Source organism: Pacificoceanicola niger (genome assembly GCF_048553275.1).
Taxonomy (GTDB): domain Bacteria; phylum Pseudomonadota; class Alphaproteobacteria; order Rhodobacterales; family Rhodobacteraceae; genus Pacificoceanicola.
This window is the reverse complement of record NZ_JBLZMW010000002.1, coordinates 113,691-139,022: the sequence shown is the minus strand read 5'-3', so window position 1 is coordinate 139,022 and position 25,332 is coordinate 113,691. Positions and strand designations below refer to the sequence as shown.

The following is a 25,332-nucleotide window of genomic DNA, read 5'->3' as shown; positions in this document are numbered from 1 at the left end:
CGTGGCAAGATTTCGTTAACCAAGGTGAAGAGATACTCACCGGGCGCGGTCCGCGTTTCGACTTATCCACAAGCGATGAGTTGACACAAAACGTGAACACGCGTAGAACAAACGCTAACGAACACCTCACAGGGAGGCCGGGCATGCTGACCAGAAAACAACTCGATCTATTGGAATTCATCAACACACGCATGGCGCGGGACGGGGTGCCGCCCTCGTTTGATGAAATGAAGGACGCGCTCAACCTGCGCTCCAAATCCGGCATTCACCGCCTGATCACCGCGCTTGAGGAGCGCGGCTTCATCCGTCGCCTCGCGCACCGCGCGCGGGCCATCGAGGTGGTCAAACTCCCCGAAAGCCTCGGCGGACGGCCCTCCGGCTTCACGCCGCGCCTGATCGACGGCGACCGCCCCGACCGAACGCCGCCAGCGGCGCACAGCTTCCAGACAGAGGCAAGCGAGCTGCCCCTGATGGGCCGCATCGCCGCCGGTGTGCCGATCGAGGCGATCAACGACTCGCCCCCGATGATTGGTGTTCCGCCGCAGATGCTCTCCGGGCGCGGTCGGCACTATGCGCTTGAAGTCAAAGGCGATTCCATGATCGACGCGGGCATCAACGACGGCGACGTCGTGATCATTGCCGAGACCAGCAGCGCCAACGAAGGCGAGATTGTCGTGGCGCAGGTCGAAGGCTATGAGGCCACGCTCAAACGCTATCGCCGCAAGGGCGACATGATCACCCTTGAGGCCGCGAACCGCGCCTATGAATCGCGCATGCTCCCGGCCGGCAGCGTCAGCGTTCAGGGCAAGCTTGTCGGGCTTCTGCGCACCTACTGAGCGGCCTCGGCAACGGTGATCGGCGCGGGAGCCGCCCCGTGCCACAGACGCCGTCCGGAGACCTCGCTCGCCGTCACCACGCGCGGCCCCGTCTCTTTCATCCAGATCGCCACCGATCCGGTCCGTTTCAGCGAGGCCGGATCAAAACGTGTGCATGGCCCACTCAACGCCAGATCGGCACTGGCCACGATGATCTGACCCGCTGCGCAGCCTGTCCAGGCGGCCACGGCGCGTTTGCCTTGCAGGTGCACCACTTCGTAGGGCCCCAGTTGCGCAAGACTTTCCCGGCCGGACGGTCCGGGCCAGAGCGCTGCGGCATCGGCCTGGCTGCCCGCCGCTCCATCGTTCTCCAGCCAATTCTGCGCGACAAACCCCGAGCCGCTCTTGCGCGAAAGCGCCCGCCCCTCAGGAGTCATCAGCCCGACGAGGCTGCCGGTGTCCGCGATCAGCACGGCCGGGCGCTCCGATTGGCTCCAGATCAGCACAGCCGCCACCATGGGCACGAGGCCAAGGCCGCGCCCGCGTCCACGCCACAGACAGAGTGTCAGCCCGCCAAGCGCCATCATCGGAAGCACGATCCCCGGCGGCGCGACCACCGGGTTCACCGCCCCGGGCCAGCCCGCAACCTCCGCCGCCACGCCAAGGATCCAGTCAAGCCCGAGCCCCATGATGGCCAGCGCGATCCAGTCGAGGCCCAGCGGCATCAACAGCCCGGCCAACACCCCCATCGGCACCACCAAAAGGCCCATCACCGGCACCGAGATCAGGTTCGCGATCAGGCCATAGCTGGCCGATTGGTTGAAATGCGCCATGCCGACCGGCGCTGTTGCCGCGCCCGCCACCGCAGAAGAAATCACCAGCCCGAGCACCGGCCCGGTCCAGCGCGGCCAGTCGCGCCCGGCGCGGCTGCGGTTGACCCATTCGAACACCGCGACGAGCGCCGTGGTCGCGGCGAAAGACATCTGGAACCCTGGACTGAAGACCGCTTCGGGGTGCAGGATCAGAACGATCAACGCCGCCATCGCCACCGCCCGCAGGCTCAGCGCCCGCCGCTCCAGCATCAATGCGCAAAGCGCCACCGCCGCCATGACGAACGCCCGCTCCGTCGCGACATTGCCGCCCGACAGCAACAAGTATCCAAAGGCCGCGATCAACGCCCCCCCCGCCGCGAGCTTCTTGACCGGCCCGTGATGGCGCAAGCCCGGATGCAGCAACAGGCCAACCCGCAGCACCGCAAAGACAAAGCCGGCCAGCAGCCCCATGTGCAGGCCGGAGATCGCCAGAAGATGCGCAAGGTTGGTGTCGCGCAGCGCCTGCAGCGCCTCGCGGCTCATGCCGGAGCGATCCCCCGTCATCACGGCCGCCGCAAAGGCCCCCGCTGCCCCCGGCAACGCGGCCTGAACCCGCGCCGACAGGGCCATGCGCGCCTTGAAAACCCATTGCCCACCGCCCGGCGGTTCGAGCAGCAGGACCGGATTGCGGGTGTACCCGATGCCGCCAAGACGCAAGAACCAGGCATGGCGCTTGAAATCGAAACCACCGGGCTCCACCGCGCCGCCGGGCGCCGAAAGATGGCCGGTCAGGATGATGAGCGCGCCGGGCTGCGGCTCGTAGAACCCTTGCTCCCCATGCAGCGACACGCGCACCCGGCGCGGCGTCTTTGCCGGGTCCATGCGCTCCAGCACCACCCGGTCGAGCGTCAGGCGCACCGCGTCGGAGGCGGAGCGGTCGATGCCCACGATCCGGCCTTCGATGGCGCCGTAATATCGAAAATCCAGCACTGGCGCCGCGACCCCATGCGCCTTGGCTCCGGCGAGGCCAAACCCCGCCGCAATCAACACCAGGGCAGAGACCAGAGGGCCGGACACCGCCCCGGCACAGCGCAGCCAGGCCAGCCACGGCAGCACAGCGCCAAGACACAGCCACAGCAGCCAGACCGGCGGCTCAAGACGCAGCCCGAAATAGCCGCCAACGCCGATCCCGAGACAGACCGGCGCCCATGGAAACAGATAGCCGCGCTGCGCCAGCAGCACCTCGCGCAGCCATGAAAAGAGCCCTGCCATCGCTTGCCCCGCGCAATACGGGTGTTTAAGGAACAGCCCAAGCTACCCTCGCCACCGTTATCAAAAGGTTAACCAAGATGTCCGAAGTCGTGACCCGTTTCGCCCCCTCGCCCACGGGCTACCTGCACATCGGCGGCGCACGGACCGCGCTGTTCAACTGGCTCTATGCTCGGGGCCGTGGCGGCAAGTTTCTGCTGCGCATCGAAGACACCGATATCGCCCGCTCCACGCCGGAGGCCACGGCGGCGATCCTCAAGGGCATGGCGTGGCTCGGCCTCGATCACGACGGCGAAGCGGTGAGCCAGGCCGCAGGCGCAGAGCGGCACCGCGCGGTGGCTCTTGAGCTGCTGGACAAAGGGGCGGCCTACAAGTGCTTCTCGACTCAGGACGAGATCGAAGCCTTCCGCGAAGCCGCCCGCGCGGAGAAACGCTCGACCCTGTTTCAATCGCCGTGGCGCGACGCCGATCCCGCCACGCATCCGGACGCCCCCTATGCCATCCGCCTCAAAACCCCGCAGGACGGCGAGACGGTCATCGACGATCAGGTGCAGGGCCGCGTGACGATCCGCAACGATCAGCTTGACGACATGATTCTGCTGCGCAGCGACGGCACGCCGGTCTACATGCTGGCTGTGGTGGTCGACGATCATGACATGGGCGTCACGCATGTGATCCGGGGCGACGATCACCTGAACAATGCCGCCCGGCAAATGGGCATCTACACCGCCATGGGCTGGGACGTGCCGGTCTGGGCGCATATCCCGCTGATTCACGGCCCCGACGGAAAGAAACTGTCCAAGCGCCACGGCGCGCTCGGTGTCGAGGAATACCAGGCCATGGGCTACCCTGCGGCGGGCGTTCGAAATTACCTCGCGCGGCTTGGCTGGAGCCACGGCGATGACGAATTCTTTACCGATGATCAGGCAAAGGAGTGGTTCAATCTCGAAGGAATCGGCAAATCGCCAGCGCGCTTCGACTTCAAGAAACTGGACAATCTCTGCGGCCAGCACATCGCCGCAGCAAAGGATGCTGCACTGCTGCAAGAACTTGAGGCGTTCCTTGACGTCACCGGCGCCGATCCCCTGACAGACGCACAACGACACGGGCTGTCGCGTGGCATGTATTGCCTCAAGGAAAGGGCGAAGACATTCCCGGAACTGCTTGATAAAGGTCATTTTATCCTGGCCGATACGCCCATCGTTCCGGAGGAGAAGGCGGCAAGGAACCTCGATGCGGTATCCCGTGGTATACTGGCTGCGTTGACGCCGCACTTGCAAAATGCTAGCTGGACGCGAGATGATCTAGAGGCGGTGATGAACCGCTTTGCCGAGGACCAGGGAACCAAGTTCGGAAAGCTTGCCGGACCGCTGCGCGCGGCTCTTGCGGGCAGGGCGGCGACCCCGAGTGTCTTCGACATGATGCTCGTTCTGGGCAGGGATGAATCCCTCGCCCGCATCGAGACGGCCGGCACAGGGGGCTGACCCCGCACAGACGGCCATGTGACTTAGACTGGCGCGGGCCCCATCGGCCCCGCCCCACCGCATAACGAAGGGATGACAAGCATGGCTGATACGACGAAGACCGCAACGCTCACCATTGACGGCAAAAGCTTTGAGCTGCCGGTGCACTCGCCGACCACAGGCCCCGACGTGATCGACATCCGCAAACTCTATGGCCAGGCGGGCGTCTTCACCTACGATCCGGGCTTCACCTCGACGGCCTCCTGCGACAGCACCATCACCTTCATCGACGGTGACAAGGGCGAGCTGCTGCACCGCGGCTACCCGATCGACCAGTTGGCCGGGAAATCGCATTACCTCGAAGTCTGCTTCCTGCTGCTCTACGGCTACCTGCCCAAGGCCCAGGAACTCGAAGACTTCGAGAGCACCATCACCCGCCACACCATGATCCACGAGCAGATGCACAACTTCTTCCGTGGGTTCCGCCGCGATGCGCATCCGATGGCAACCATGGTCGGTGTGGTCGGTGCCATGTCCGCGTTCTACCACGACAGCACCGACATCAGCGACCCGCGTCAGCGCGAGATCGCCTCGCACCGCCTGATCGCCAAAATGCCGACGATCGCCGCGATGGCCTACAAGTACTCGATCGGCCAGCCTTTCGTGTATCCGCGCAACGATCTCGACTATGCGGCGAACTTCCTGCACATGTGCTTCGCGGTTCCGGCGGAAGAGTACCACGTCGACCCGATTCTCGCCCGCGCGATGGACCGCATCTTCACCCTCCATGCCGATCATGAGCAGAACGCGTCGACCTCGACCGTGCGTCTGGCCTCGTCCTCCGGCGCGAACCCGTTTGCCTGCATCGCCGCCGGCATCGCCTGTCTCTGGGGTCCGGCGCACGGCGGCGCCAACCAGGCCTGCCTCGAAATGCTCAAGGAAATCGGTTCTCCGGACCGCATCCCCGAGTTCATCGCCCGCGCCAAGGACAAGAACGATCCGTTCCGCCTGATGGGCTTTGGCCACCGCGTCTACAAGAACTTCGACCCGCGCGCGACCGTGATGAAGCAGTCGGCGGACGAGGTGCTGGACCTGCTCGGCGTCGAGAACAACCCGATCCTCGCCACCGCGAAGGAACTGGAACAGGCGGCGCTGGCCGATCCCTACTTTGCCGAGAAAAAGCTGTTCCCGAACGTCGATTTCTACTCCGGCATCATCCTCGAAGCGATGGGCTTCCCGACCTCGATGTTCACCCCGATCTTCGCGCTCTCGCGCACCGTCGGTTGGGTGTCGCAGTGGAAGGAAATGCTCAACGATCCGCAGAACAAGATCGGCCGCCCGCGTCAGCTCTATCTTGGCGAAACCGAGCGCGACTACGTGGATATCGAAAACCGCTGACAGCGCGACCGTGCGTCTCAAACAGAAAGGGCCGCCCCAGCCGGGCGGCCCTTTTTTCGTGCCTGACGTTCTCTCAGACGCCCCCCTGATCCGTAACACGCCTCCCCGCGCCTGCGCAGGGATTCATGCCGGGACAGAGGTCCCGACCGGCAGCGGTGCCCCATGCTGCCTTGGCCCCAAGGGTCTTCGCGATCAAGGACGCGGGATCAGTTGCCCTCGTAGGCCGCCGGACGCTTTTCGAGAAAGGCCATCACGCCTTCCTTGAAATCCCGCGTCTTGCCACACTGGCCCTGCAGTTTGGCTTCCACCGCCAGCTGTGCCTCCATGTCGTTCTCAAACGCCCCGCGCAGCGCCGTCTTGAGGTGGGAATAGGCCACGGTCGGCCCCTTCGCCAGATGCGCCGCGCGGCCGCGCCAATGCGCCTCAAAGCCTTCATCCGGCACCGCTTCCCAGATCATGCCCCATTGGTCCGCCTGCCGGGCGCTGATCTTGTCGGCAAAGAGCGCCGCGCCCATGGCCTTGGCCAGTCCGATCTGGCGCGGCAGCGCCCAAGTGCCACCCGCGTCGGGGATCAGGCCGATCTTGCTGAAAGCCTGCATGAAGAAGGCGCTCTCGGTCGCGATGACGACATCACAGACCAGCGCAAGGTTGGCCCCTGCCCCCGCCGCCGCGCCGTTCACCGCCGCGATCACCGGGACCGGGCATTCGGTGATTGCCCTCAGCATCGGCACATATTCATCGCGCAACACCCGCTCCAGATCGAGGCTGTCGATGCTGCTGGCATCCCCCAGATCCTGCCCCGAGCAAAAGGCCGGACCGTTGGCCGTCAGCACCACCACCCGCGCCGCCTTGCCCGCGCGGGTCACCGCGTCCGTCAACTCGGCCCGCATCTGTGTGTTCAGCGCATTCATCACGGTCGGACGGTTCATCGCGATCACGGCGATATCGTCGGTCAGATCGTAGGTGATGGTTTCATAGATCATGGCGGGCCTCACTCCAGTTTGGCGCCATGAAATACCGCCAAGACAGGAAAGGCAAAGCGAAACGCGGCGTCACGGACGGGCGTGTCACCAACGAAGGCGGAGCGCACGGGTTCGGGACAGTCACAGCCGCATGACCTACGCATCAGTCCGGGTGCCGCCCCCATGGCGGAGCCGGCCGAACGCGCACAGGCGGCCGGGCTCACTCCTTCAGAAGTTCGTCCAGCCGGGCCTGCTCGTCCGCAGTCAGCCCTTCTTCGGTGGTCGCAGGTGCGCGCGAACGTCGGCGCAGATAGACGCCCGCCACGGCCAGCGCCATGACAAAGAGCAAGGGACCGGACGCCCAGAGCATCCAGTTCCAACCGCCGGTCGTTGGTTTGAGCAGGACAAACTCGCCATAACGATCGACGATGAAGGCCACGACCTCCTCGTTCGTGTCGCCTTCTGTGATGCGCTCGCGCACGAGGATACGCAGATCCCGCGCAAGCGAGGCATGGCTCTCGTCAATACTCTCGTTCTGGCAAACAAGGCAGCGCAGGCCCGCGGAGATCTCCCGCGCCCGTGCTTCCTGCGCCGGATCGTCCAGCATCTCGTCCGGCTGCACCGCCATGGCCACTGTGGCGATCACCGCCAAGAGCGCCGCCAGTATGTAGGGCGGGGTTGTACCCCGCACGCGCGCGAGAAGGGTCATTCCGCCGGAACCCCCTGGATCTTTGCAGTTTTCCGGGCCCCCGCCGCGACGCGATAGCGCCGGTCCGACAGGCTCAGCAGGCCACCGAACGACATGATCAGACAGCCAGCCCAGATCCAGTTGGCCAGCGGTTTGATATAGGTCCGGATCACCCAGCCGCCGCCGTCCTGCGCATCCCCGATCACAACATAGACGTCCCGCATGAAGCGATAGTCAATCGCCGCTTCGGTGGTCGGCATCTTGGCAACCGGATAGTCGCGTTTCTCCGGGTAGAGCCGCGCGATCTGCTCGCCGTCCTGACGGACGATCACGTCACCCCGTGTGGCGAACCAGTTCGGCCCCTGCACCCGCTGCACATCGACCAATTCTATCTGGAACGCCCCGACGGCATAGGCCTCGCCGGGCTGAGCCACGCGAATGTCTTCCTGATCCCAGGCCGTCAGCCCCGCAACACCGATCATCGTGATGCCAAGACCGGCATGCGCCACCGCCTTGCCCCATTCGGAGCGCGGCAGCCGCAGCAACCGTCCCAGATCGCGCGTCTGACCGGTGCGCGACCACAGGTCCGTCGCCGCCCCCGCCACCAGCCATGTCCCAAGGAACACGCCCACCGGGCCAAGCAGCGACCGGTCGGTCTGCATCGCCCAGACAAGCCCCGCCACGGCCACCGCCAGCACAAAGGCCGGCACCAGCATCTTGAGAATCCGCCCGACCTTGCCGCGTTTCCAGCCGATCATCGCGCCAATCGGCAGGATCAGCCCAAGCATCACCATGAACGGCGGAAAGGCCATGTCGAAGAACGGCGCGCCGACCGACAGCTTGCGGTCAAACGCCATCTCCGCGACCAGCGGCCAGAGCGTGCCGACAAAAACCACGAAGGCCGAGACCGCCAGCAGGATGTTGTTCGCGACAAGCGCGCTCTCGCGGCTGACAACGCCAAAGACCCCCTTGGCCTCCATCACGCTGGCCCGCGCCGCGAACAGCGTCAGCGCCCCACCCGTAAAGAACATCAGGATCGCAAGGATGAACACCCCCCGCTCCGGATCATTGGCAAAGGCATGCACCGAGGTCAGCACCCCGGAGCGCACGATGAACGTGCCGATGAGCGAAAAGCCAAAGGCAAGAATGGCCAGCAACACGGTCCAGCTTTTCAGCGCCTCCCGCTTTTCGACCACGATGGCCGAATGCAGCAGGGCGGCGGCAAAGAGCCACGGCATGAACGAGGCGTTCTCTACCGGGTCCCAGAACCAGAACCCGCCCCAGCCAAGCTCGTAATAGGCCCACCACGATCCCAGGGCGATGCCAATGGTCAGGAAAACCCAGGCCGCCAGGGTCCAGGGCCGCACCCAGCGCGCCCAGGCCGCATCCACACGCCCTTCGAGCAGCGCCGCCACCGCAAAGCTGAAACAGATGCTCAGCCCGACATAGCCGAGATAGAGGAACGGCGGATGGAACGCGAGGCCCGGATCCTGCAGCAGCGGATTGAGGTCGGTGCCGTCCATCGGCGCGACGCCCATGCGCAGGAAGGGGTTCGAGGTAAAGAGCGTGAACGCCAGAAACGCCACCCCGATCGAGGCCTGCACCGACAGGACCCGCGCCTTGAGGCTGGGTGGCAGGTTGCCGCCGAACCACGCCGCCGTCGCCCCGAACAGCGCCAGAATCAGGCACCAGAGCAGCATGCTGCCCTCGTGATTGCCCCAGACACCGCTGACCTTGTAGAGCATCGGCTTGGCCGAATGGCTGTTATTGTACACCAGCTGGAGCGAGAAATCCGAGGTGACAAAGGCATGGGTCAGCGCCGCAAAGGCAATTCCCACGAGCGCAAACTGCGCGGTCGCCGCCGGTTCGGCGACGGCCATCCACCCGGGCCTGTTCATCGAGGCGCCCAGCATGGGTACGATCATCTGAACACAGGCCACAAGAAAGGCGAGGATCAGGGCGAAGTGTCCGAGCTCTGTAATCATGTCTCTCTTATAGGCTGTGTGCGGCGTCTGGCCAATCGGAATTGGCGCGGCGCCGCGTTCACATTGTCGCAAGCAACGGCTAGCCGTCCGCCCCGCCTCCGTGACGGACAATCGCAAAGCCCTCCTCCGCGTCCGGTGGCTGAAAATGCGCCGAGATCGCCCTGAACTCCGCATCGCTCACCGCGAAGGGATGCGTCCCCGAAGCGTTCCGCTCCCGCAACCGCGCCAGAAGCACCTCATCGGGCAGGTCCAGCACATGCAGCGCATGGCCCACGCCCGTCTGCTCGACGATACGCCGCATCCAGCGCCGCTGGCCCTTCGTGTTTGCCGGAAAGTCGAGCACCACAGTGCCCCCCGCCCCAAGCAGCGCCGCCACATGCGGCCCCATCACGCCCTGCAGCGCCGCCGAACAGCGCACATAATCGTCGATTGTCCGCATCTGGTCGCCGTACAACCGGCTCAGCCAGTCATCCTCCGCGATCACCACCGTGCCGCTGCGCTGCGCAAGCGCCCGTGCCAGCGTGGATTTCCCCGCGCATATCTTGCCACACAGCATGTGCAGCCTCGTGTCATCAGACATGATTTCAGTCCCAATATCATTTCCTTATGTCGAATCGGTCAGACCCGGCCTGAATGCTCAGACCGGGTTGATAATTCGCTCAAAGGAACGCGCCGCCGGGCGCAGATCGACATCGGACATGGCCGGTCCTATGCCACGCAACCTGCCTGGCTGTCCATGGCGGCGCGGCTTTTGCCTGCGCGGGGAGGGTCAGACGGCGTGTTTCTCCGCGGTGCGCCTGCGGCTCCGGCGCAGCGCGCCCAGCCCGCCAAGCGCCCCGACCAGCAAGGCCGCGCTCGCAGGCAACGGCACCGCCGACACCGTCCGCAGGCTGCTTGTGGTGGGTTCGGATGTGGCCGACAGGGCGCCATAGCTCGATCCCGCGACCCCATAGCCATAAACCGACATGTTTCCTCCGTTGAGCACCGCCGGATCGTCCAGCCAATCCAACGACGTGCTGGCCAATGTGCCCGGGCCGGTGAAGTAGCGCGGCGTGCTGCGGTTGCCGCCAAACGAAAACTGAACCCGGTTGGCATCAATGCCACTCGCGCCGCCGCTTGCGGTGGTAAAGCTCAGCCCGTCATTCTGATCGGTATCGGGACATCTCAGCCCGCCGATCGGGTAACACGCCGGATCATAATGCGGCACGCGCCCGTCGATGACGTAGCGGATGGTAAAGCTGTGACGGTCCAGCGAGGCCGTGGAAAACTGCGCTTCGACCCAATCAACTGTCGCGGTTTCGGACCCCTTGCGCAGATACCCCGTCACCCCGGACCCCTGACCATAAAGCGTACTGCTGTTGTAACCGAGAGACGTCGCGCTTGTCGGGGTGATGGTGTCGGGGTCAAAAGTGAACCCGAAGGTCCAGGTCACCGGCGCAAGGATCGCCGACCCCCCGTAGGCAGAGCCATAAGAGACGGTCAGGTCCATCTCATAGGTCACCGGCACGGCCTCTGCCGCGCTTGTCATGGAAAATACCGCCAAGGCGGCCAAAGTTGTTCGGATCACGGTCTCACCAATAGTCTTGTTAAAATCGCGCCAAATCTATCCATGACTTCGAAATTCTGTCAACGGCGCAGCGGACGCGTGGCCCCCTTTCGTGACCGGCCTGCACGGGCGAGGCGCCTTGATCGCAACGCGGACCGCTGCGCCCCGATCCCTGCGGCGGCGCAACGGCGCGTAGGGCGGGGCTATGCCCCGCACACCGCCGCTCAACGTCCGATCCGCCAATCCTCCAACGCCGGATTGGCACCCGTGGGCTCCCCCATCTGCGGACTGTCCAGCGCGGGCACCGGCGGCGCGGCCCGCAGCGCTTCGACGTCGCGCACGGTCTGCACCACCTGCGGCACCGCCGCCATGCTCGCTGCCACCTCGCGCTGGAACTCCTGCCCCTTCGCCTGATGGCGCGCGCCGAAGTAAAAGCTGACAATCGCCCCGAGCAGCCACCACAGCGGCTCCGGCACCAGCGCGATCCCCGCCATGCGCGCAGCGAACCACACCGGATCGACCATGGCCGCCACGAACATCCCCATGGTCCCCAGCGCCATCATCGGCCGCGGCAACCGGTTGAGCGCATCCATCAAACGGTCGAACCAGCCGCGCCGCACCACGCGAAACTCGCGCCCGAATTGCTCCAGCGCCGCGGACTGCAAACCCGCGCCACGCGCCGCCTCTGCCTCTGCGTTCACGCGGAACACCTCCGCCGTCTGCGCCACCACGTTGCGCCCGCCGCCGAACAGCAGGCCGAACAGCCCTTCGATCATCCCCATGACGCCACCCGCGCGGCAAACTCCGCGTCTGACATGTGATAACGCCGCGAGATGAACTCCTCCGCGCGCTTGATCCAGCCGCCCTTGCCCCCGGCCCGCGTCCGCGCATATTTGCGCGAGGCCGGACGGCGATCCGCGATCCCGAAGTAATAATTCCGCCTGGCGATCCCATAGGCGTCCACGATATGCGACGGGGCCTTGGCACAGGCCCGTGCCGTCGCCGCAATCGTGCGCGGCCCGATGACGCCATCCACGCTCACCGGCTCATCCATGTCGATCAGAAGCCGCTGCAGGATCTTCACCGCATTGGCACCCGCGTTGACATACATGTCAAACACCGTCACATGCAGCGGCGCGGGCAGCTCCGCGATGCGCGGGCGCAGGAAGTAGTGCTGCAGAAAGATCTCCACCGCCTGCTCCCGGCTGAGCCGCTTCACATCCTCCGCCGTCACCCCGCCATCGCCGTCCAGATCCAGCCCAAGCCGGCGCATGGTGTGGATCGTGACGCCGTATTTCGTCGCCCCGCCCGGATCGTCGGGATCATTGACATAGCCGCCCTCGCGGGCAACGATTTCCTCGGCCATCTGCCGTACGCTCTGTGCCATTTCATGCCTCCTGCTCGAAGCGGTTCTGTGTCGGCACAGGATTGGCGAGAGGAGTTAACCAATTTTGAGAGCAGCGCGCGGTGCTCCGGAGACCTCATGAAAAATACCATGCAAGCCGATGAAATCATAGATCTTCTGAAGCTGGAGCCACACCCCGAAGGCGGTCACTACCGCCAGACATGGATCGCCGAATCCGGTGTTCCGCGCCCTGCCGGAACGTGCATCTATTTCTTGCTGAAGGCAGGCGAGCGCAGCCATTGGCACCGCGTCGATGCGGCGGAGATCTGGCACTTCTACGCGGGCAGCCCGCTGATCCTGTCCCTTGCCGCCACCGCAAGCGGCCCGCGCCGGGATCTGACCCTCGGCCCCGACCTCGCCGCCGGGCAGCGCCCGCAACTCATCGTGCCAGAGCAGCACTGGCAGGCGGCGCGCAGCACCGGCGACTGGACACTTGTCGGCTGCACCGTCTCCCCGGCCTTTCAGTTCGAAGGCTTCGAACTCGCCCCGCCTGGTTTCGACATCCCCTGACACAAGACCGCAGGCGCACGAAAAAACGCCCGGACCGAAGTCCGGGCGCAAAACTCGTTACATGCCTTTGAGAGGGAACTTTGGCTCAGTTCCAGGAAGCTTCGTCAACGCCTTCCATACCCTTCAGCTCGTCGAGCGAGTACGGCGTCACGATGGCATAGCTGGCATCGTCCACGGGCACGAGCTTCACATTGTCGATCGGCAGCATGATGTGCTTGTCACCGATATCAAGAAAGCCACCGACCTCGGCAATGATGCCCTTGAACTCGCCGGACGCGCTCAGGACAACGTCCTCGATCTCACCGACCTTGTCCCAGTTCTCACCAACCGTGTCATACATCAGATCGCCATCCCAAACGGCATCGCTGCTCTGCTGCATGGTGTAGACGGCACCGCCGGTGATGTCGCGGGTGCGGATGAACTGGGCCATATCCGTCATGCCATCGGTCATCTCGTCAGCGGTCTCGGCCATTTCGGTTGCGGCGTCGTTGGCCATCTCGCCAGCAGCGTCCGCACCATCGGCAACGGCTTCGCCTGTCGCTTCGGCAGCGTTCTCAACCGCCTCTGCGCCTTCGGCCATCTCGGTCTCGGCTTCCTGCGCCATGGTCTCGGCGCCTTCGGCCATTTCGGACTGCTCGGTCTTCATCTTGGCGTCGGCGTCCGCGTTGGCGTGGCTTTCGGCCAGAGCGAAGCCCGGCACAACCATGAGGGTAGCGATTGCAGTCATCGTGGTGCGTTTCATAATCAGAACTCCTTCGTTCGTTGTTTGATTAGACAACCGCAATCAGCCGATATTCGTTCCTTAGGTTTTCAATTTTTTTGCAAAGCTTCCGCAAGGTCAGCGATTTTCCTTTACGAAACCAATGAGCTGTGCCGTCGACGCGTCTTTTCCGCTTACCGCGATCTCGCCCGTGACCATTGGGCCAAGCGCCGTGGCCAGCTCCTTGCCCAACTCAACCCCCCATTGATCATAGGAATTGACGTCGAGGATCACACCTTCCACGAAAACCCGGTGCTCATAGAGCGCGATCACCATCCCGAGCGTCTGCGGATCAAGCTTGCGATAGATCAGCGTGGTCGAGGGCCGATTGCCCGGAAACACCCGGTGCCGCGCCTGCCGTTCCAGCTCATCCTCTTCGAAATCGCCCGCCACCTTCGCGCGCGCCTCGTCCAGAGACCGCCCGCGCATCAGCGCTTCGGACTGCGCAAGGCAATTGGCGATCAGCAGGTCGTGATGGTGGCGCAGCGCGGGCTCATGGCCCTCGGCCGCCACCATGAATTCGCAGGGCACAACCCGCGTCCCCTGATGGATCAGCTGATAGAACGCATGCTGGCCGTTCGTGCCCGGCTCGCCCCAGACCACAGGCCCCGAGTTATACGGCAGATCGCTGCCGTCCATCGCAACGCCCTTGCCGTTGCTCTCCATCTCCATCTGCTGCAGATAGGCCGGAAAGCGCGACAGGCGGTTGTCATAAGGCAGCACAGCCCGCGTCCCGTGCCCCAGCCCCTGATTGTGCCAGATCCCCACCAGCGCCAGCAGCACCGGCATGTTCTGCGCCAAAGGCGCCTCGACAAAATGCCGGTCCATCGCCTGCCCGCCGCGCAGGAAGGCGCGGAAATTGTCTGGCCCGATGGCGATCATCAGCGACAGGCCAATCGGCCCCCACATCGAATACCGCCCGCCGACCCAATCCTCGAAGCCGAACACCCGCTCTTCGGGAATGCCGAATTCACCGGCCTTCCGTACGTTCGACGACAGGGCAATGAACTTGCCCGCGTCGCTCACGCCCCGCTCCTTCAGCCAGGCCTTGGCGGTGGCGGCATTGGTCATCGTCTCGATGGTGGTAAAGGTCTTGGAGGCCACCACGAACACCGTGCGCTCCGGGTCGCAATGCTTGAGCGTATCGGCAATATCCGCCCCGTCGACGTTGCTCACGAAATGGCAGCGCGGCCCGTCGTGATACGGCGCCAGCGCCAGAACCGCCATCGCGGGCCCAAGATCCGAGCCTCCGATGCCGATATTGACCACATCGGTCACATCGCTGCCGCGCACCGCCTCGGCCTGCGCCTCCATCCGCGCCAGCGTCTCCAGAACGCCGGGCATCACGTCCACGCCATCCACAAGCACGGGCCGCGCATCGAGGTTGCGCAGGGCGGTATGCAGCACCGCCCGCCCCTCGGTTTCATTGATCTTCTGTCCGGCGAACATCGCATCGCGCCGCACCGGCACCTGCGCCGTCTCGGCCAGCGCCAGCAGCGTGGCGCGGATGTCCTCGTCGATCTGCGTCTTGGAATAATCAAAGAGCATCCCGAGCGCGCTGAGACTGAACGCCTCCGCCCGCCCCTCGTTTGCGAACAGATCCGCGATCCGGCGATCGCCCAGCCCCGCCGCCTTGTCTTTCAAGCTATCGAACATGGTTTCACTCCGCCCAATGAACCGTGGCGCCGGACAGCACCGCGTTGATCGGCGCCTCCAGCGCCGGTTTGCCTCTTGCCGCCTCCAAAGCCGCCCGCTTTTCGGCCCCGTAGATCAGCACATGCTTGGCCAGCGCCCCGTCCAGCACCGGCGCGGTCAGCGTGATGCGCGGCTCCGGCGCGCCCGGCGCCCGCATCGGCAGCAGCACCGGCGCCCTGGCGCTCAAGCCTTCTTCCAGCCGGTCCGCCCCGGGAAAGAGCGACGCCGTATGCGTATCCGCCCCCATCCCCAGCAGCACAACCGCCAGCGGCATGTTCGCCGCGATGGGTTCGGCCAGCGCCTCAAGCGCGCCCTCCGGCTCCGGAAAAGGCGCATAGAGCGGCAGATAGCGCGCATTCGCCGCCCGCTCGACCAGCAACCGCTCCCGAAGCAGCCGGGTGTTGGACCGTTCGTGATCCTCCGGCACCCAGCGCTCATCGGTCAGCAGCACATCGACCCGATCCCAATCCAGTCGCGCGGCGCACAGATCGTCAAACACCGGCCCCGGCGACGTGCCGCCCGGCACCGCAAAGCTCACCCGCTCGTTATGGCCAAGCGCCGCCACCAGATCCCCCGCCAACCGATTGGCAAGCCCGATGGCCAGCACCTCGCGGTCGTCGTATTCCACAAATTCGTAAGTCATGCGTCCATGTCCTGCTCGTTTCGCGAAAGGAAAACGCCCCGCTGAACGGAGCGTTCCTGCCTTACGGCCGGATATCCCGCCACTTGCGTCCGTCTCCCACGGGTCTCCCGTGTGCACCAACCCGCGCGGTCATGCCTGATGGCGTTCGTACGGATCACGTCCGGATATCCCGCCACTTGCGGCCATCCCGGTGCAGCAGCATCAGGCTGTCATCCGGGCCGGAGCTGCCCACGTCATAGGGCTTGGGCACCTCGCCGCGCGCCTTCCACCCCTCGATGATCGGATCGGTCCAGGCCCAGGCCGCCTCCACCTCGTCGCCGCGCATGAACAGCGTCTGGTTGCCCCGGATCACGTCCATGATCAGCCGCTCGTAGGCGTCCGGCACCTCTTCGGCGTCCGGCCCCAGCGCATCGGCAAAGCTCATGTCGAGCGGCACGTCGAGCAACCGCATCCCCCCCGGACCCGGCTCCTTGATCGTCACGCCAAGCTCCATGCCCTCGTTCGGCTGCAGCCGGATGGTCAGGATATTGCGGTGCCGCCCCGCCTCCTCGCCGAAAATCGAATGCGGCGCATCCTTGAACACCACCGCGATCTCGCTGGCCCGCGCACGCAGCTTCTTGCCGGTGCGCAAATAGATCGGCGTGCCCGCCCACCGCCAGTTCGACACATGGCATTTCATCGCGATGAAGCTCTCGGTGGTCGAGCGCGGATCGCCCGCATCCTCGCGGTATCCCGGCAGATCGCCCGCCTTGTCATACTGTCCGCGCACGATGTGATGCGGCAGAACCGGGTCGAGGGCGCGGATCACCTTGAGCTTTTCGTCGCGCACCGAATCCGGCTCGAACCGCGCCGGCGGCTCCATGGCAATCAGGCACAAAAGCTGCATCAGGTGATTTTGTACCATGTCCCGCATCGCGCCGGACTTGTCGTAATACTCGCCCCGGCCGCCCACACCGACGGTCTCGGCCACGGTGATCTGGATGTGATCGACGTATTGCGCATTCCACAGCGGCTCGAACAGCACGTTGCCAAAGCGCACCGCCATCAGGTTCTGCACCGTTTCCTTGCCCAGATAATGGTCGATCCGGTAAATCTGGGTTTCGTCGAAATGCTCCGCCAACGCCTTGTTCAGTGCCTTGGCCGAGGCCAGATCGTGGCCAAACGGCTTTTCGACCACCACGCGGCTGTCATCATCGGCCAACCCGAAATGCCGCAGCCGCTCCGCCAGATCGCCAAACAGCGACGGCCCCACGGAGAAATAGAACGCCCGCACAAATCCCGGCCGCAGCCGCCCCTTGAGCGCCTCCCAGCCGCCATCGCCCTTTGCATCCACCGTCTCGTAAAGGATGTGCTCAAGGAACGCCTCCAGCGTCCCATCCTCGCAGGCGCGCCCGCCGCCGAACTCGCGAATCGCGTCCGCCACCATCTCGCGAAAGCCCGCGTCGTCCATGTCAGAGCGCGCAGCCCCGATGATCCGCGCCCCCTCCGGCATTTGCCCCGAACAGAAGCGCCGGAACAGCCCCGGCAGGATCTTGCGCCGGGCAAGATCCCCGGTGCCGCCGAAAATGACCAGATCGAAGGGATCCACTGGAATGACGCGTGAAACCATGGCTCGTTTCCTATTGCTCCGCGCTCCGTCCCGGACGGCGCGCCATTGGCGTGTCAATCAACGTCGGCCCCGCGCGGCCAAAGGCCACGTTAGCGCTAACTTGCCCGACTTGTAGCCCAGCTTTTCGCCCGAGTCTAACAGGGATGTGCTGCTTCACAATGGCGTCAGCCAAAATCTGCGGGCTGGCCGCAGGCCCGGGTTTCGGTCTAGGTGAAAGAAAAGGCAGGAGTTTTGTGTCATGAAAGACAGCGTCAGCGCCAACGCAGGCAAATTTCTCGATCCGCATGTCACCGCCGATGGCAGCGCGCGCGCCCATGTCGCCCTGACCAATCCACAGACGCTGTGGTTCAACACCGGCACGCTGTGCAACATCACCTGCGCCAATTGCTACATCGAAAGCTCGCCCGAGAATGACCGGCTGGTCTATATCACCGAGGCCGAGGTCGTGGACTATCTCGATCAACTCACCGCGCGCAACTGGGGCGTGACCGAGATCGCCTTTACCGGCGGCGAGCCTTTCATGAACCCCGAGATGATCGCCATGGCCCGCGCCGCCCTTTCGCGCGGGTACGCGGTGCTCATCCTCACCAACGCCATGCGCCCGATGATGCGCCGCCGCGTGCTGGACGGGCTGCGCGCACTGGTCCGGGACTACGGCGACAAGCTGACCCTGCGCATCTCCGTCGATCACTGGTCCGCTGACCATCACGACACGGAGCGCGGCACCGGCGCTTTCGACAAAACCCTCGAAGGCATGCGATGGCTGCGCGACGCCGGGGTCCGCATGGCGGTTGCCGGGCGCACCATGTGGCACGAAACAGAGGCGGAGTCGCGCGCGGGCTATGCCGCGCTCTACGAACGCGAAGGCTTTGACATCGACGCGGGCAATCCCGGCATGACGGTGCTGTTTCCGGAAATGGACGCCGCCGTCGAGGTGCCGGAAATCACCTCTGCCTGCTGGGGCATTCTGAACAAATCCCCGGACAGCGTCATGTGCGCCTCCTCGCGCATGGTGGTCAAACGCAAGGGGGCGGCCCGCCCCGCCGTGCTGGCCTGCACGCTGCTGCCCTACGAGCCGGAATTCGAGCTGGGCGAGACGCTGGAAGAGGCCGAACGCGACGTTGCGCTCAACCATCCGCATTGTGCGAAATTCTGCGTCCTGGGCGGCGCGTCCTGTTCCGCCTGACACCCGCCGGTCAAGGCAGGCCCCGCCTGCCTCAGCGCGCCCCGATGTCCCAGGCGGAAAACCAGACCGCCGCGGCCACCGCCGCCGCAATCACCCCAAGCCAGAACCACCAGCGGTTCCAAAGCGCAGTGCCACGGAAACAATACCCGCAGGTACTTACCCCGAGGCGATAACGGTGATTGCAGGCTTTGCAGCGAAACAGGCGAACTTGCATTCAGTTCTTAGAGCGCTCATTTAGGCGGCATTCAATGGGAAAAGTGCTCAACCTTAAACAGATATGACGGTAGGCTTTGGGATTTCCGGCCCTCAGCAGAGCACACCGGTCCCCCTGCGTGATCGGCGCTCCCTTGCGCGGCCCCCGTGGCCGTGCCATCCCAAGGCAAAAATCAGCAGGAGAGCGTCATGACCGCGCGCAAGATCATCATCGACACCGACCCAGGACAGGACGACGCGGTCGCCATCCTTCTCGCCCTCGCCTCCCCCGAAGAGCTGGAGGTGCTCGGCATCACCTGTGTCGCCGGCAACGTGCCGCTCGATCTGACCACGCGCAACGCGCGCATCGTCTGCGAGCTGGCGAACCGTCCCGACATGAAGATCTTCGCCGGCTGCGACCGCCCCCTCGGGCGCGATCTCGTCACCGCCGAACACGTGCACGGCAAGACAGGCCTCGACGGCCCCGTCCTGCCCGAGCCGACCATGCCGCTGCAGGACCAGCACGCGGTCGATTACCTCATCGAAACCCTGCGCGCCGAACCGTCGGGCACCGTCACCCTCTGCCCCCTCGGGCCGCTGACCAACATCGCCGCCGCGCTGCAGCGCGCGCCAGAGATCGCCGGGAAAATCGAACAGATCGTGCTCATGGGCGGCGCCTATTTCGAGGTCGGCAACATCACCCCGACCGCCGAATTCAACATCTACGTCGACCCCGAGGCGGCCAGGATCGTCTTCGGTTCCGGCGTGCCGATTGTCGTGCTGCCGCTCGACGCCACCCACAAGGCCCTCGTCACCACTCCGCGCAATGACGCCTTCCGCGCGCTTGGCACCCCGGTCGGCACCGCCGTCGCGGCGATGACCGACTTCTTCGAACGGTTCGACCTGGCCAAATACGGCTCCGAAGGCGCGCCCCTGCACGACCCCTGCGTCACCGCCTACCTGATCGCGCCGCACCTGTTCTCCGGCCGTCACATCAACGTCGAGATCGAATGCGACAGCGCGCTCTGCCGTGGCATGACCGTTGCCGACTGGTGGGGCGTCACCGACCGCAAACCCAACGCGCTCTTTATCGGGGATCTCGATGCGGACCACTTTTTCGCCCTGCTGACCGACCGCCTGGCACGGCTGCGCTGATCAATCCGGGCGGCGGGACGGGCGGCGGGGCGCGAACGGCGCCCCTCCGCCGATCCCGCCCCGACACCGCGCAAATCCCCCTCCGCCGCTTGCCTCGCCCCGGCCACGGGCATAGGGTCCGCCCGCAACACATCATTTGCGGACAGGTCCCATGAAATCGCTCCATCTCGCCGCCGAAGAGGACGCGGACAAGCTTCTGCCGCTCGTCGCCGCCTTCCACGCCGAGAAAGGCTTCGCCAGCGATGCCGATCACATCACGCAGGCCGTCGCCCCGATCCTCGACGGCTCGCCGCATGGCGCGATCTGGCTCATCGGACCGCGCCGCGCGCCGGTCGGCTACATCTGCATCACCTTCGGCTGGAGCCTTGAGTTCGGCGGTCTCGACGCCATCGTCGACGAGCTGTACATCCGCCCCGCCGTGCGCAAGCGCGGCATGGGGTTCGAGGCGCTGAACGGCATTGCCAAGGCCATGAAGGAAGCCGGGGTCAAGGCCCTGCACCTCGAAGCCGCGCGCTCGGACGAACGGCTCATCGGCTTCTACCGCCGCGCCCGCTTTGCCCCGCGCGAGGACCAGATGTACATGAGCCGCATCCTGTGACGCCCGCCCCCGCGCCCGCCGATTTCTCCGACTGGGACGCGCTGCTGACCTTGATCCGCCGCAGCTTTGCCGAGATGGACGGGATCATCGACCCGCCCTCCTCCGCGCACCGCCTGACACCGCAATCCCTCGCCGCGAAAGCCCGGAGCGAGCACCTCTACCTATGCGGTACGCCGCTGACCGGATGCGCCTTTTTCGCGCCGCGCCCGGACGCGCTCTACATCGGCAAACTCGCCATCGCCCCCGACGCGCAGCGCAGCGGCCTTGGCCGCGCCTTCATCGCGGCGGCCGAAACCCTCGCCCGCCGCCTGACCCTGCCGAAGCTCCAGCTCGAAACCCGCATCGAACTCACCGGCAACCACGCCGCCTTCGCCGCCCTCGGCTTTGTCAAAACCGCGCAGAAGGCACACCCCGGTTTCACCCGACCCACCTCCATCACCATGGAAAAACCGCTCGATCCGGACTATCTGTAGCCCATGACCCTGCACATCCCCTTCGACAACAGCTATGCGCGCCTGCCTCAGGGCTTTTTCGCCCCGCAGCGCCCGACCCCTGTCAAGGCGCCCTCGCTCATCGCCTTCAACGCGCCGCTCGCGGCGGAGCTTGGCATCACCGGCACCGACGATCCGCGCCTGGCCGCGCTCTTCGCCGGCACGGCACTGCCCGAAGGCGCAACCCCCATCGCCCAGCTCTATGCCGGGCATCAGTTCGGCAACTTCAATCCCCAGCTTGGCGATGGCCGCGCCGTGCTGCTGGGCGAGGTCGTCGACACCAACGGCATTCGCCGCGACATTCAGCTCAAAGGCTCCGGCCCCACGCCCTTCGCCCGCCGGGGGGATGGCCGCGCGTGGCTCGGCCCGGTGCTGCGCGAATACGTCGTCTCCGAGGCCATGCACGCGCTTGGCGTGCCAACCACCCGCGCCCTCGCCGCCACCCGCACCGGCGAAGAGGTCATCCGCGACCGGCCCCTGCCCGGCGCGGTGCTCACCCGTGTCGCCTCCAGCCACATCCGCGTCGGCACCTTTCAGGTCTTCGCCGCCCGCCGCGATTACGACACGCTGCAAACCCTCTTCGACTACACACAGGGCCGCCATTACCCGGAGGCGCACACCCCCGCCGACATGCTGGCCGAGGTCTGCGACCGGCAGACCCGCCTCGTTGCGCACTGGATGTCGCTGGGCTTCATCCACGGCGTGATGAACACAGACAACTGCACCCTCTCGGGCGAGACCATCGACTATGGCCCCTGCGCCTTCCTCGACGCCTACCACCCGGACAAACGCTTCTCCTCGATCGACCGCTTCGGGCGCTATGCCTATGCAGCGCAGGCGGACATCATCCTGTGGAACATGGCGCAGCTCGCCACCGCCCTCGTTCCGCTCACCGACGACCAGGACAAGGCCGTCACCGCGTTTACCGAGATCATCCACGCCGCCGCCGACACCCTGCGCGCCGAATGGACCCGGCGCTTTGCCGCCAAGCTCGGCATTTCAGAGCCCGCCCCCGAGGACGCACAGCTCATCGGGGATCTGCTCATGCTCATGCAAAACGGTGCCTCGGACTTTACCAACACCTTCCGCGCGCTTGTGGACGGCACCGCCCGCGACCAGATCGCCGACCGCGACGCCTTCGATGCGTGGCACGCCCGCTGGCAGGAGCGCATCACGGATGAGCCGGAGCCGCAGGCGCTCATGGCGCGCAGCAACCCGGCGATCATCCCGCGCAATCACCGCATCGAAGAGATGATCGCCGCATCCGTTCAGGGCGACGACGACCTCTTCCACCGCTTGGGCGCGGCGCTGGCCAATCCCTACGAGAGTGCCCCCGAGTTCGCGGATCTACGCACCGCCCCGACCCGCGATCAGGAAGTCACCGCGACCTTCTGCGGGACGTAACGTCACGCGAGGGGTTAACGCTCCTTGCCGCAAGGGAATGCGCAATCGGACGCTGGCAGGGGGCAAAGCCTCATGCCCACGTCGGGTTTTGTACCAAACTCGGGGAGAATCGTACCAAACGCCGGAAACGGCCTCCGGACGAGCCGGTTTGGTCTGCCCCAATTTGTACCGAACTCGGCGAATTTTGTACCGACTTTCGATACCTCCTCCTGCGCAACGGGGGACCGGACGCCCCGTTAACCGCGCCGGACGGGGCGTTAACGGCGCTTGCGCCGCAGGTTGATGAGCACGATCCCCACCGCGACAAGCCCCAGCGCCCCGATGAAGCCCGGACCCACCGGCTCGTCCAGCAGCGCCCAACCGAAACCGACCGCAAGCACCGGGGATAAAAAGGAAAATGCCGCAATATCGGACGCCGGATAGACCGCCATCAGCCGCAGCCAGAACAGGAATCCGAGGCTGGCCACCAGCACCGCCTGATATCCCATCCCGGCCCAATGCAGCCAGCTCGCCTCCCGCATCAACGGCCCAAACCCCGGCGCCACCGCACAAAGCACCACCGCCGAGACCGCCAATTGCCAAAAAAGTTGTGTCTCTGCAGTGAGTTGCGAGACTTTTGTCAGGCGCACAGTGAGCGCGATCCCGGCCCAGCACAGCGCCCCGCCAAGCGCCAGAGAATCGCCAAACAGGCTCCCCGCCCGCAGGCTCGCCGGGTCCGCCAACGCCCACACAACCCCCGCCATCGCCAAAACCAACCCCACCATACGCCGCGCCGAGAGCACTTCGCCCGGCAAAACGAAATGCGCCGTCAGCGCAAGCCAGACCGGCATGGAGTAGAACAGGATCGCGGAGCGGGAGACCGTCGTATAGTCAAGCGCCAGAAACAAAAAGATAAATTCGACACTGAAGAGCACCCCGAGCAGCAGCCCCGGCCACAGGCTTTCCCTCAAGCCACGGATCGGCCGCCGCGTCACGGCCACCCAGATGAACAAGACACCCAGCGCCAGCACCGAGCGCAGCCCCGCTCCGAACACCGGCCCGAATCCCCCGTTCGTTACCTTGATCACCACCTGGTTCAACGCCAGAATGGAGGCAAACGCCACCATCCCCGCCGCCCCGGCCAGATCCATTCCATCCTTGCGTTCCATACCAGCCATGGACACCGGAATGACGCCGTCGTCAATCAACCCTGTGACTCTGCTTGAAAAATCTGCCACTCTGCGCGGATAGGGAGAAATCCAGCACAGCGGGAAGGAGAACGTCATGGGTCTTATGGGAACATTGGCCAAGATCGCAATCGGGTACGCCGCGGCGCGGGGCGTCGATCGCTTGTCGGGCGGAACCGGCCTGCTCGGAGGCGGCGCACAGATCAAGGGCGCGCATCCCGCAAGCGCGACACAGGCGCAGATGGGTCAGGCGCTTTCCGGAAAAATGCCCGACATGCCTGATAACCCTCTGAATTCCATGATGGACACCTTCAAGCAGGGCGGTCTCGGCGCGATGATGCAGGGCATGGGCGACACGACCGGGGGCAACCCCATGGCCGACATGATGAAGCAGTTCCAGACTGGTAACATGGACCTATCCGCAATGATGGGTGCCATCGGCGGCGGCCAGTCTGCCGCCAGCGCCGACAGCTCCGGCCTGCTGTCCAAACTCGGCAGCGGCGGCACCGGCCTGGCGGGCATGCTTGCCGCCGCCGGCGGCGCCGCTGCCGCCGCACAGGGCAAGGGCGCCGGCGCGATGCTCGACGCCTTCAACACCAAGGACAGCAACCCCGAAGGCGAGAAAATGGCCGCCCTCATGCTGCGCGCCATGATCCAGGCGGCCAAGGCCGATGGCGGCATTGACGCGGCGGAGAAAGCCAAGATCCTGGAAACCCTGGGCGATGATGCCGACGACGCGGACATGGCCTTCGTACAGGAGCAACTTGCTGCGCCCGTCGATGCAAAGGCCCTCGGTGCCGACACGCCACCGCCCCTGCGCACGCAGGTCTACAGCGCGTCGCTGATGACCATCCGCGTCGACACGGCAGCAGAGGCCCAGTACCTCGACGCCCTCGCCAAGGCGATGGAGCTGGACGAGCCGACCGTGAACACGCTGCACATGCAAATGGGCCTGCAACCGCTTTACGCCTGACGCGGCTTTTGCCAAAAGGGTCGAACCCGCGACAAAGGCCCGCCTATGAGTGACACCATCCTGCAAAGATGCCGCGCCAAGGGGCTGCGGATGACCGGTCAGCGCCGGACGATCGCGGAGGTTCTCGAAACCTCCCGCGATCATCCGGACGCCGAGGAGCTGCACGCGCGCGCCGCCCGCGTCGATCCGCGCATCTCCATTGCCACGGTCTACCGCACTGTGAAACTCTTCGAGGAATCCGGGATTCTCGACAAGGTGGACTTCGGCGACGGCCGCGCCCGCTATGAGGATGCCAAACGCGATCACCACGACCACCTGATCGACATGACAACCGGCAAGGTCATCGAATTCGTCGATCCGGAGATCGAGGCTTTGCAGGAGAAAATCGCGCGAAAACTCGGCTATCGCCTCACCGGCCACCGAATGGAACTCTATGGAACGCCGCTCAAGAAGCGATGAGTGTCTTGCTTTGGTGACGTTGCAAGACGTGGCCCGCTTTTCGCGATGAGGAGCCGACCGGCTTCCTCATCCTGACCGGGACATACGACACAGATCCGCGACTGCGAAAACACGTCCGCACTGGCTTCGATCGCACGATGGCCGACCG

25 protein-coding genes are annotated in these 25,332 nt (G+C 65.1%); 11 read left to right on the top strand and 14 right to left on the bottom strand.

Features of this window, described 5'->3' with window-relative positions; all coding sequences use genetic code 11:
* The first annotated feature begins 143 nt into the window (after positions 1 to 143).
* Entirely contained in the window at positions 144 to 836 is a 693-nt protein-coding gene (gene lexA / locus ACN2XU_RS03275) for a transcriptional repressor LexA (protein WP_419408971.1), read from the top strand.
* Here lexA and ACN2XU_RS03270 read toward each other — a convergent pair.
* Positions 830 to 2,899, bottom strand: coding sequence for a ComEC/Rec2 family competence protein (locus ACN2XU_RS03270; protein WP_419408970.1), 2,070 nt, complete (start codon positions 2,897 to 2,899; stop codon positions 830 to 832). The genes lexA and ACN2XU_RS03270 overlap by 7 nt on opposite strands.
* Positions 2,900 to 2,976: 77 nt before the next feature.
* Between ACN2XU_RS03270 and gltX the strand changes: the two genes are divergently transcribed.
* The gene (gene gltX, locus ACN2XU_RS03265; RefSeq protein WP_419408969.1) at positions 2,977 to 4,380 is read left to right on the top strand and encodes a glutamate--tRNA ligase; all 1,404 of its coding nucleotides are present in this window, start codon (positions 2,977 to 2,979) and stop codon (positions 4,378 to 4,380) included.
* A gap of 81 nt (positions 4,381 to 4,461) precedes the next feature.
* Positions 4,462 to 5,757, top strand: coding sequence for a citrate synthase (gltA, locus tag ACN2XU_RS03260; protein WP_419408968.1), 1,296 nt, complete (start codon positions 4,462 to 4,464; stop codon positions 5,755 to 5,757).
* Positions 5,758 to 5,963: 206 nt separating this feature from the next.
* On the opposite strand, the gene ACN2XU_RS03255 is transcribed toward gltA, so the two are convergent.
* From ACN2XU_RS03255 to ACN2XU_RS03225, 7 genes are all read right to left on the bottom strand, one after another.
* A complete protein-coding gene (locus ACN2XU_RS03255; RefSeq protein WP_419408967.1) occupies positions 5,964 to 6,740 on the bottom strand; it encodes an enoyl-CoA hydratase-related protein in 777 nt (258 codons plus the stop codon).
* Between the two features lie 199 nt (positions 6,741 to 6,939).
* On the bottom strand, positions 6,940 to 7,428 hold the full coding sequence (locus ACN2XU_RS03250; RefSeq protein ID WP_419408966.1) for a cytochrome c-type biogenesis protein: 489 nt from the start codon (positions 7,426 to 7,428) through the stop codon (positions 6,940 to 6,942).
* Complete coding sequence (locus ACN2XU_RS03245; RefSeq protein ID WP_419408965.1) at positions 7,425 to 9,392, bottom strand: heme lyase CcmF/NrfE family subunit; 1,968 nt, start codon at positions 9,390 to 9,392, stop codon at positions 7,425 to 7,427. Before ACN2XU_RS03245 ends, ACN2XU_RS03250 begins: the two co-directional genes overlap by 4 nt.
* Positions 9,393 to 9,471: 79 nt before the next feature.
* Positions 9,472 to 9,972: a P-loop nucleotide/nucleoside kinase family protein gene (locus ACN2XU_RS03240; protein ID WP_419408964.1), complete on the bottom strand. Its 501-nt coding sequence runs from the start codon at positions 9,970 to 9,972 to the stop codon at positions 9,472 to 9,474.
* Between the two features lie 189 nt (positions 9,973 to 10,161).
* The gene (locus ACN2XU_RS03235) at positions 10,162 to 10,920 is read right to left on the bottom strand and encodes a VPLPA-CTERM sorting domain-containing protein (RefSeq protein WP_419408963.1); all 759 of its coding nucleotides are present in this window, start codon (positions 10,918 to 10,920) and stop codon (positions 10,162 to 10,164) included.
* Positions 10,921 to 11,162: 242 nt separating this feature from the next.
* Complete coding sequence (locus ACN2XU_RS03230; RefSeq protein ID WP_419408962.1) at positions 11,163 to 11,720, bottom strand: holin family protein; 558 nt, start codon at positions 11,718 to 11,720, stop codon at positions 11,163 to 11,165.
* Positions 11,711 to 12,325 carry a holin-associated N-acetylmuramidase gene (locus tag ACN2XU_RS03225; RefSeq protein WP_419408961.1) on the bottom strand — a complete coding sequence of 205 codons (615 nt, stop codon included), beginning with the start codon at positions 12,323 to 12,325 and terminating at the stop codon, positions 11,711 to 11,713. Before ACN2XU_RS03225 ends, ACN2XU_RS03230 begins: the two co-directional genes overlap by 10 nt.
* 96 nt (positions 12,326 to 12,421) lie before the next feature.
* Between ACN2XU_RS03225 and ACN2XU_RS03220 the strand changes: the two genes are divergently transcribed.
* A complete protein-coding gene (locus tag ACN2XU_RS03220) occupies positions 12,422 to 12,853 on the top strand; it encodes a cupin domain-containing protein (protein ID WP_419408960.1) in 432 nt (143 codons plus the stop codon).
* Between the two features lie 85 nt (positions 12,854 to 12,938).
* Here ACN2XU_RS03220 and ACN2XU_RS03215 read toward each other — a convergent pair whose 3' ends face one another.
* The 4 genes from ACN2XU_RS03215 to zwf form a co-directional block, all read right to left on the bottom strand.
* A complete protein-coding gene (locus tag ACN2XU_RS03215) occupies positions 12,939 to 13,595 on the bottom strand; it encodes a PRC-barrel domain-containing protein (protein ID WP_419408959.1) in 657 nt (218 codons plus the stop codon).
* 96 nt (positions 13,596 to 13,691) lie between these two features.
* Positions 13,692 to 15,269 (bottom strand): glucose-6-phosphate isomerase, encoded by a 1,578-nt coding sequence (gene pgi / locus ACN2XU_RS03210; RefSeq protein ID WP_419408958.1) that lies wholly within the window; start codon positions 15,267 to 15,269, stop codon positions 13,692 to 13,694.
* A 4-nt stretch (positions 15,270 to 15,273) separates the two neighbouring features.
* Positions 15,274 to 15,951 (bottom strand): 6-phosphogluconolactonase, encoded by a 678-nt coding sequence (pgl, locus tag ACN2XU_RS03205; RefSeq protein WP_419408957.1) that lies wholly within the window; start codon positions 15,949 to 15,951, stop codon positions 15,274 to 15,276.
* 154 nt (positions 15,952 to 16,105) lie between these two features.
* Entirely contained in the window at positions 16,106 to 17,560 is a 1,455-nt protein-coding gene (zwf, locus tag ACN2XU_RS03200) for a glucose-6-phosphate dehydrogenase (RefSeq protein ID WP_419408956.1), read from the bottom strand.
* 238 nt (positions 17,561 to 17,798) lie between these two features.
* Here zwf and ACN2XU_RS03195 point away from each other — a divergent pair, with 238 nt between their 5' ends.
* The gene (locus ACN2XU_RS03195; RefSeq protein ID WP_419408955.1) at positions 17,799 to 18,746 is read left to right on the top strand and encodes a radical SAM protein; all 948 of its coding nucleotides are present in this window, start codon (positions 17,799 to 17,801) and stop codon (positions 18,744 to 18,746) included.
* Positions 18,747 to 18,777: 31 nt separating this feature from the next.
* Here ACN2XU_RS03195 and ACN2XU_RS03190 read toward each other — a convergent pair whose 3' ends face one another.
* Positions 18,778 to 18,960: a hypothetical protein gene (locus ACN2XU_RS03190; protein WP_419408954.1), complete on the bottom strand. Its 183-nt coding sequence runs from the start codon at positions 18,958 to 18,960 to the stop codon at positions 18,778 to 18,780.
* 188 nt (positions 18,961 to 19,148) lie between these two features.
* Here ACN2XU_RS03190 and ACN2XU_RS03185 point away from each other — a divergent pair, with 188 nt between their 5' ends.
* From ACN2XU_RS03185 to ACN2XU_RS03170, 4 genes are all read left to right on the top strand, one after another.
* Positions 19,149 to 20,093 (top strand): nucleoside hydrolase, encoded by a 945-nt coding sequence (locus ACN2XU_RS03185; RefSeq protein WP_419408953.1) that lies wholly within the window; start codon positions 19,149 to 19,151, stop codon positions 20,091 to 20,093.
* 151 nt (positions 20,094 to 20,244) lie between these two features.
* Positions 20,245 to 20,691 (top strand): GNAT family N-acetyltransferase, encoded by a 447-nt coding sequence (locus tag ACN2XU_RS03180; protein WP_419408952.1) that lies wholly within the window; start codon positions 20,245 to 20,247, stop codon positions 20,689 to 20,691.
* The gene (locus ACN2XU_RS03175; RefSeq protein WP_419408951.1) at positions 20,688 to 21,164 is read left to right on the top strand and encodes a GNAT family N-acetyltransferase; all 477 of its coding nucleotides are present in this window, start codon (positions 20,688 to 20,690) and stop codon (positions 21,162 to 21,164) included. The genes ACN2XU_RS03180 and ACN2XU_RS03175 overlap by 4 nt, the downstream gene beginning before the upstream one ends.
* A 3-nt stretch (positions 21,165 to 21,167) precedes the next feature.
* Positions 21,168 to 22,586 (top strand): protein adenylyltransferase SelO, encoded by a 1,419-nt coding sequence (locus ACN2XU_RS03170; RefSeq protein ID WP_419408950.1) that lies wholly within the window; start codon positions 21,168 to 21,170, stop codon positions 22,584 to 22,586.
* 257 nt (positions 22,587 to 22,843) lie between these two features.
* Here the strand turns inward: ACN2XU_RS03170 and ACN2XU_RS03165 are convergent, their stop codons facing one another.
* A complete protein-coding gene (locus ACN2XU_RS03165) occupies positions 22,844 to 23,773 on the bottom strand; it encodes a DMT family transporter (protein WP_419408949.1) in 930 nt (309 codons plus the stop codon).
* Positions 23,774 to 23,849: 76 nt separating this feature from the next.
* Here ACN2XU_RS03165 and ACN2XU_RS03160 point away from each other — a divergent pair, with 76 nt between their 5' ends.
* Positions 23,850 to 24,725: a DUF533 domain-containing protein gene (locus ACN2XU_RS03160; protein ID WP_419408948.1), complete on the top strand. Its 876-nt coding sequence runs from the start codon at positions 23,850 to 23,852 to the stop codon at positions 24,723 to 24,725.
* A 45-nt stretch (positions 24,726 to 24,770) separates the two neighbouring features.
* The gene (locus tag ACN2XU_RS03155; RefSeq protein ID WP_419408947.1) at positions 24,771 to 25,184 is read left to right on the top strand and encodes a Fur family transcriptional regulator; all 414 of its coding nucleotides are present in this window, start codon (positions 24,771 to 24,773) and stop codon (positions 25,182 to 25,184) included.
* Positions 25,185 to 25,332: the final 148 nt, after the last annotated feature.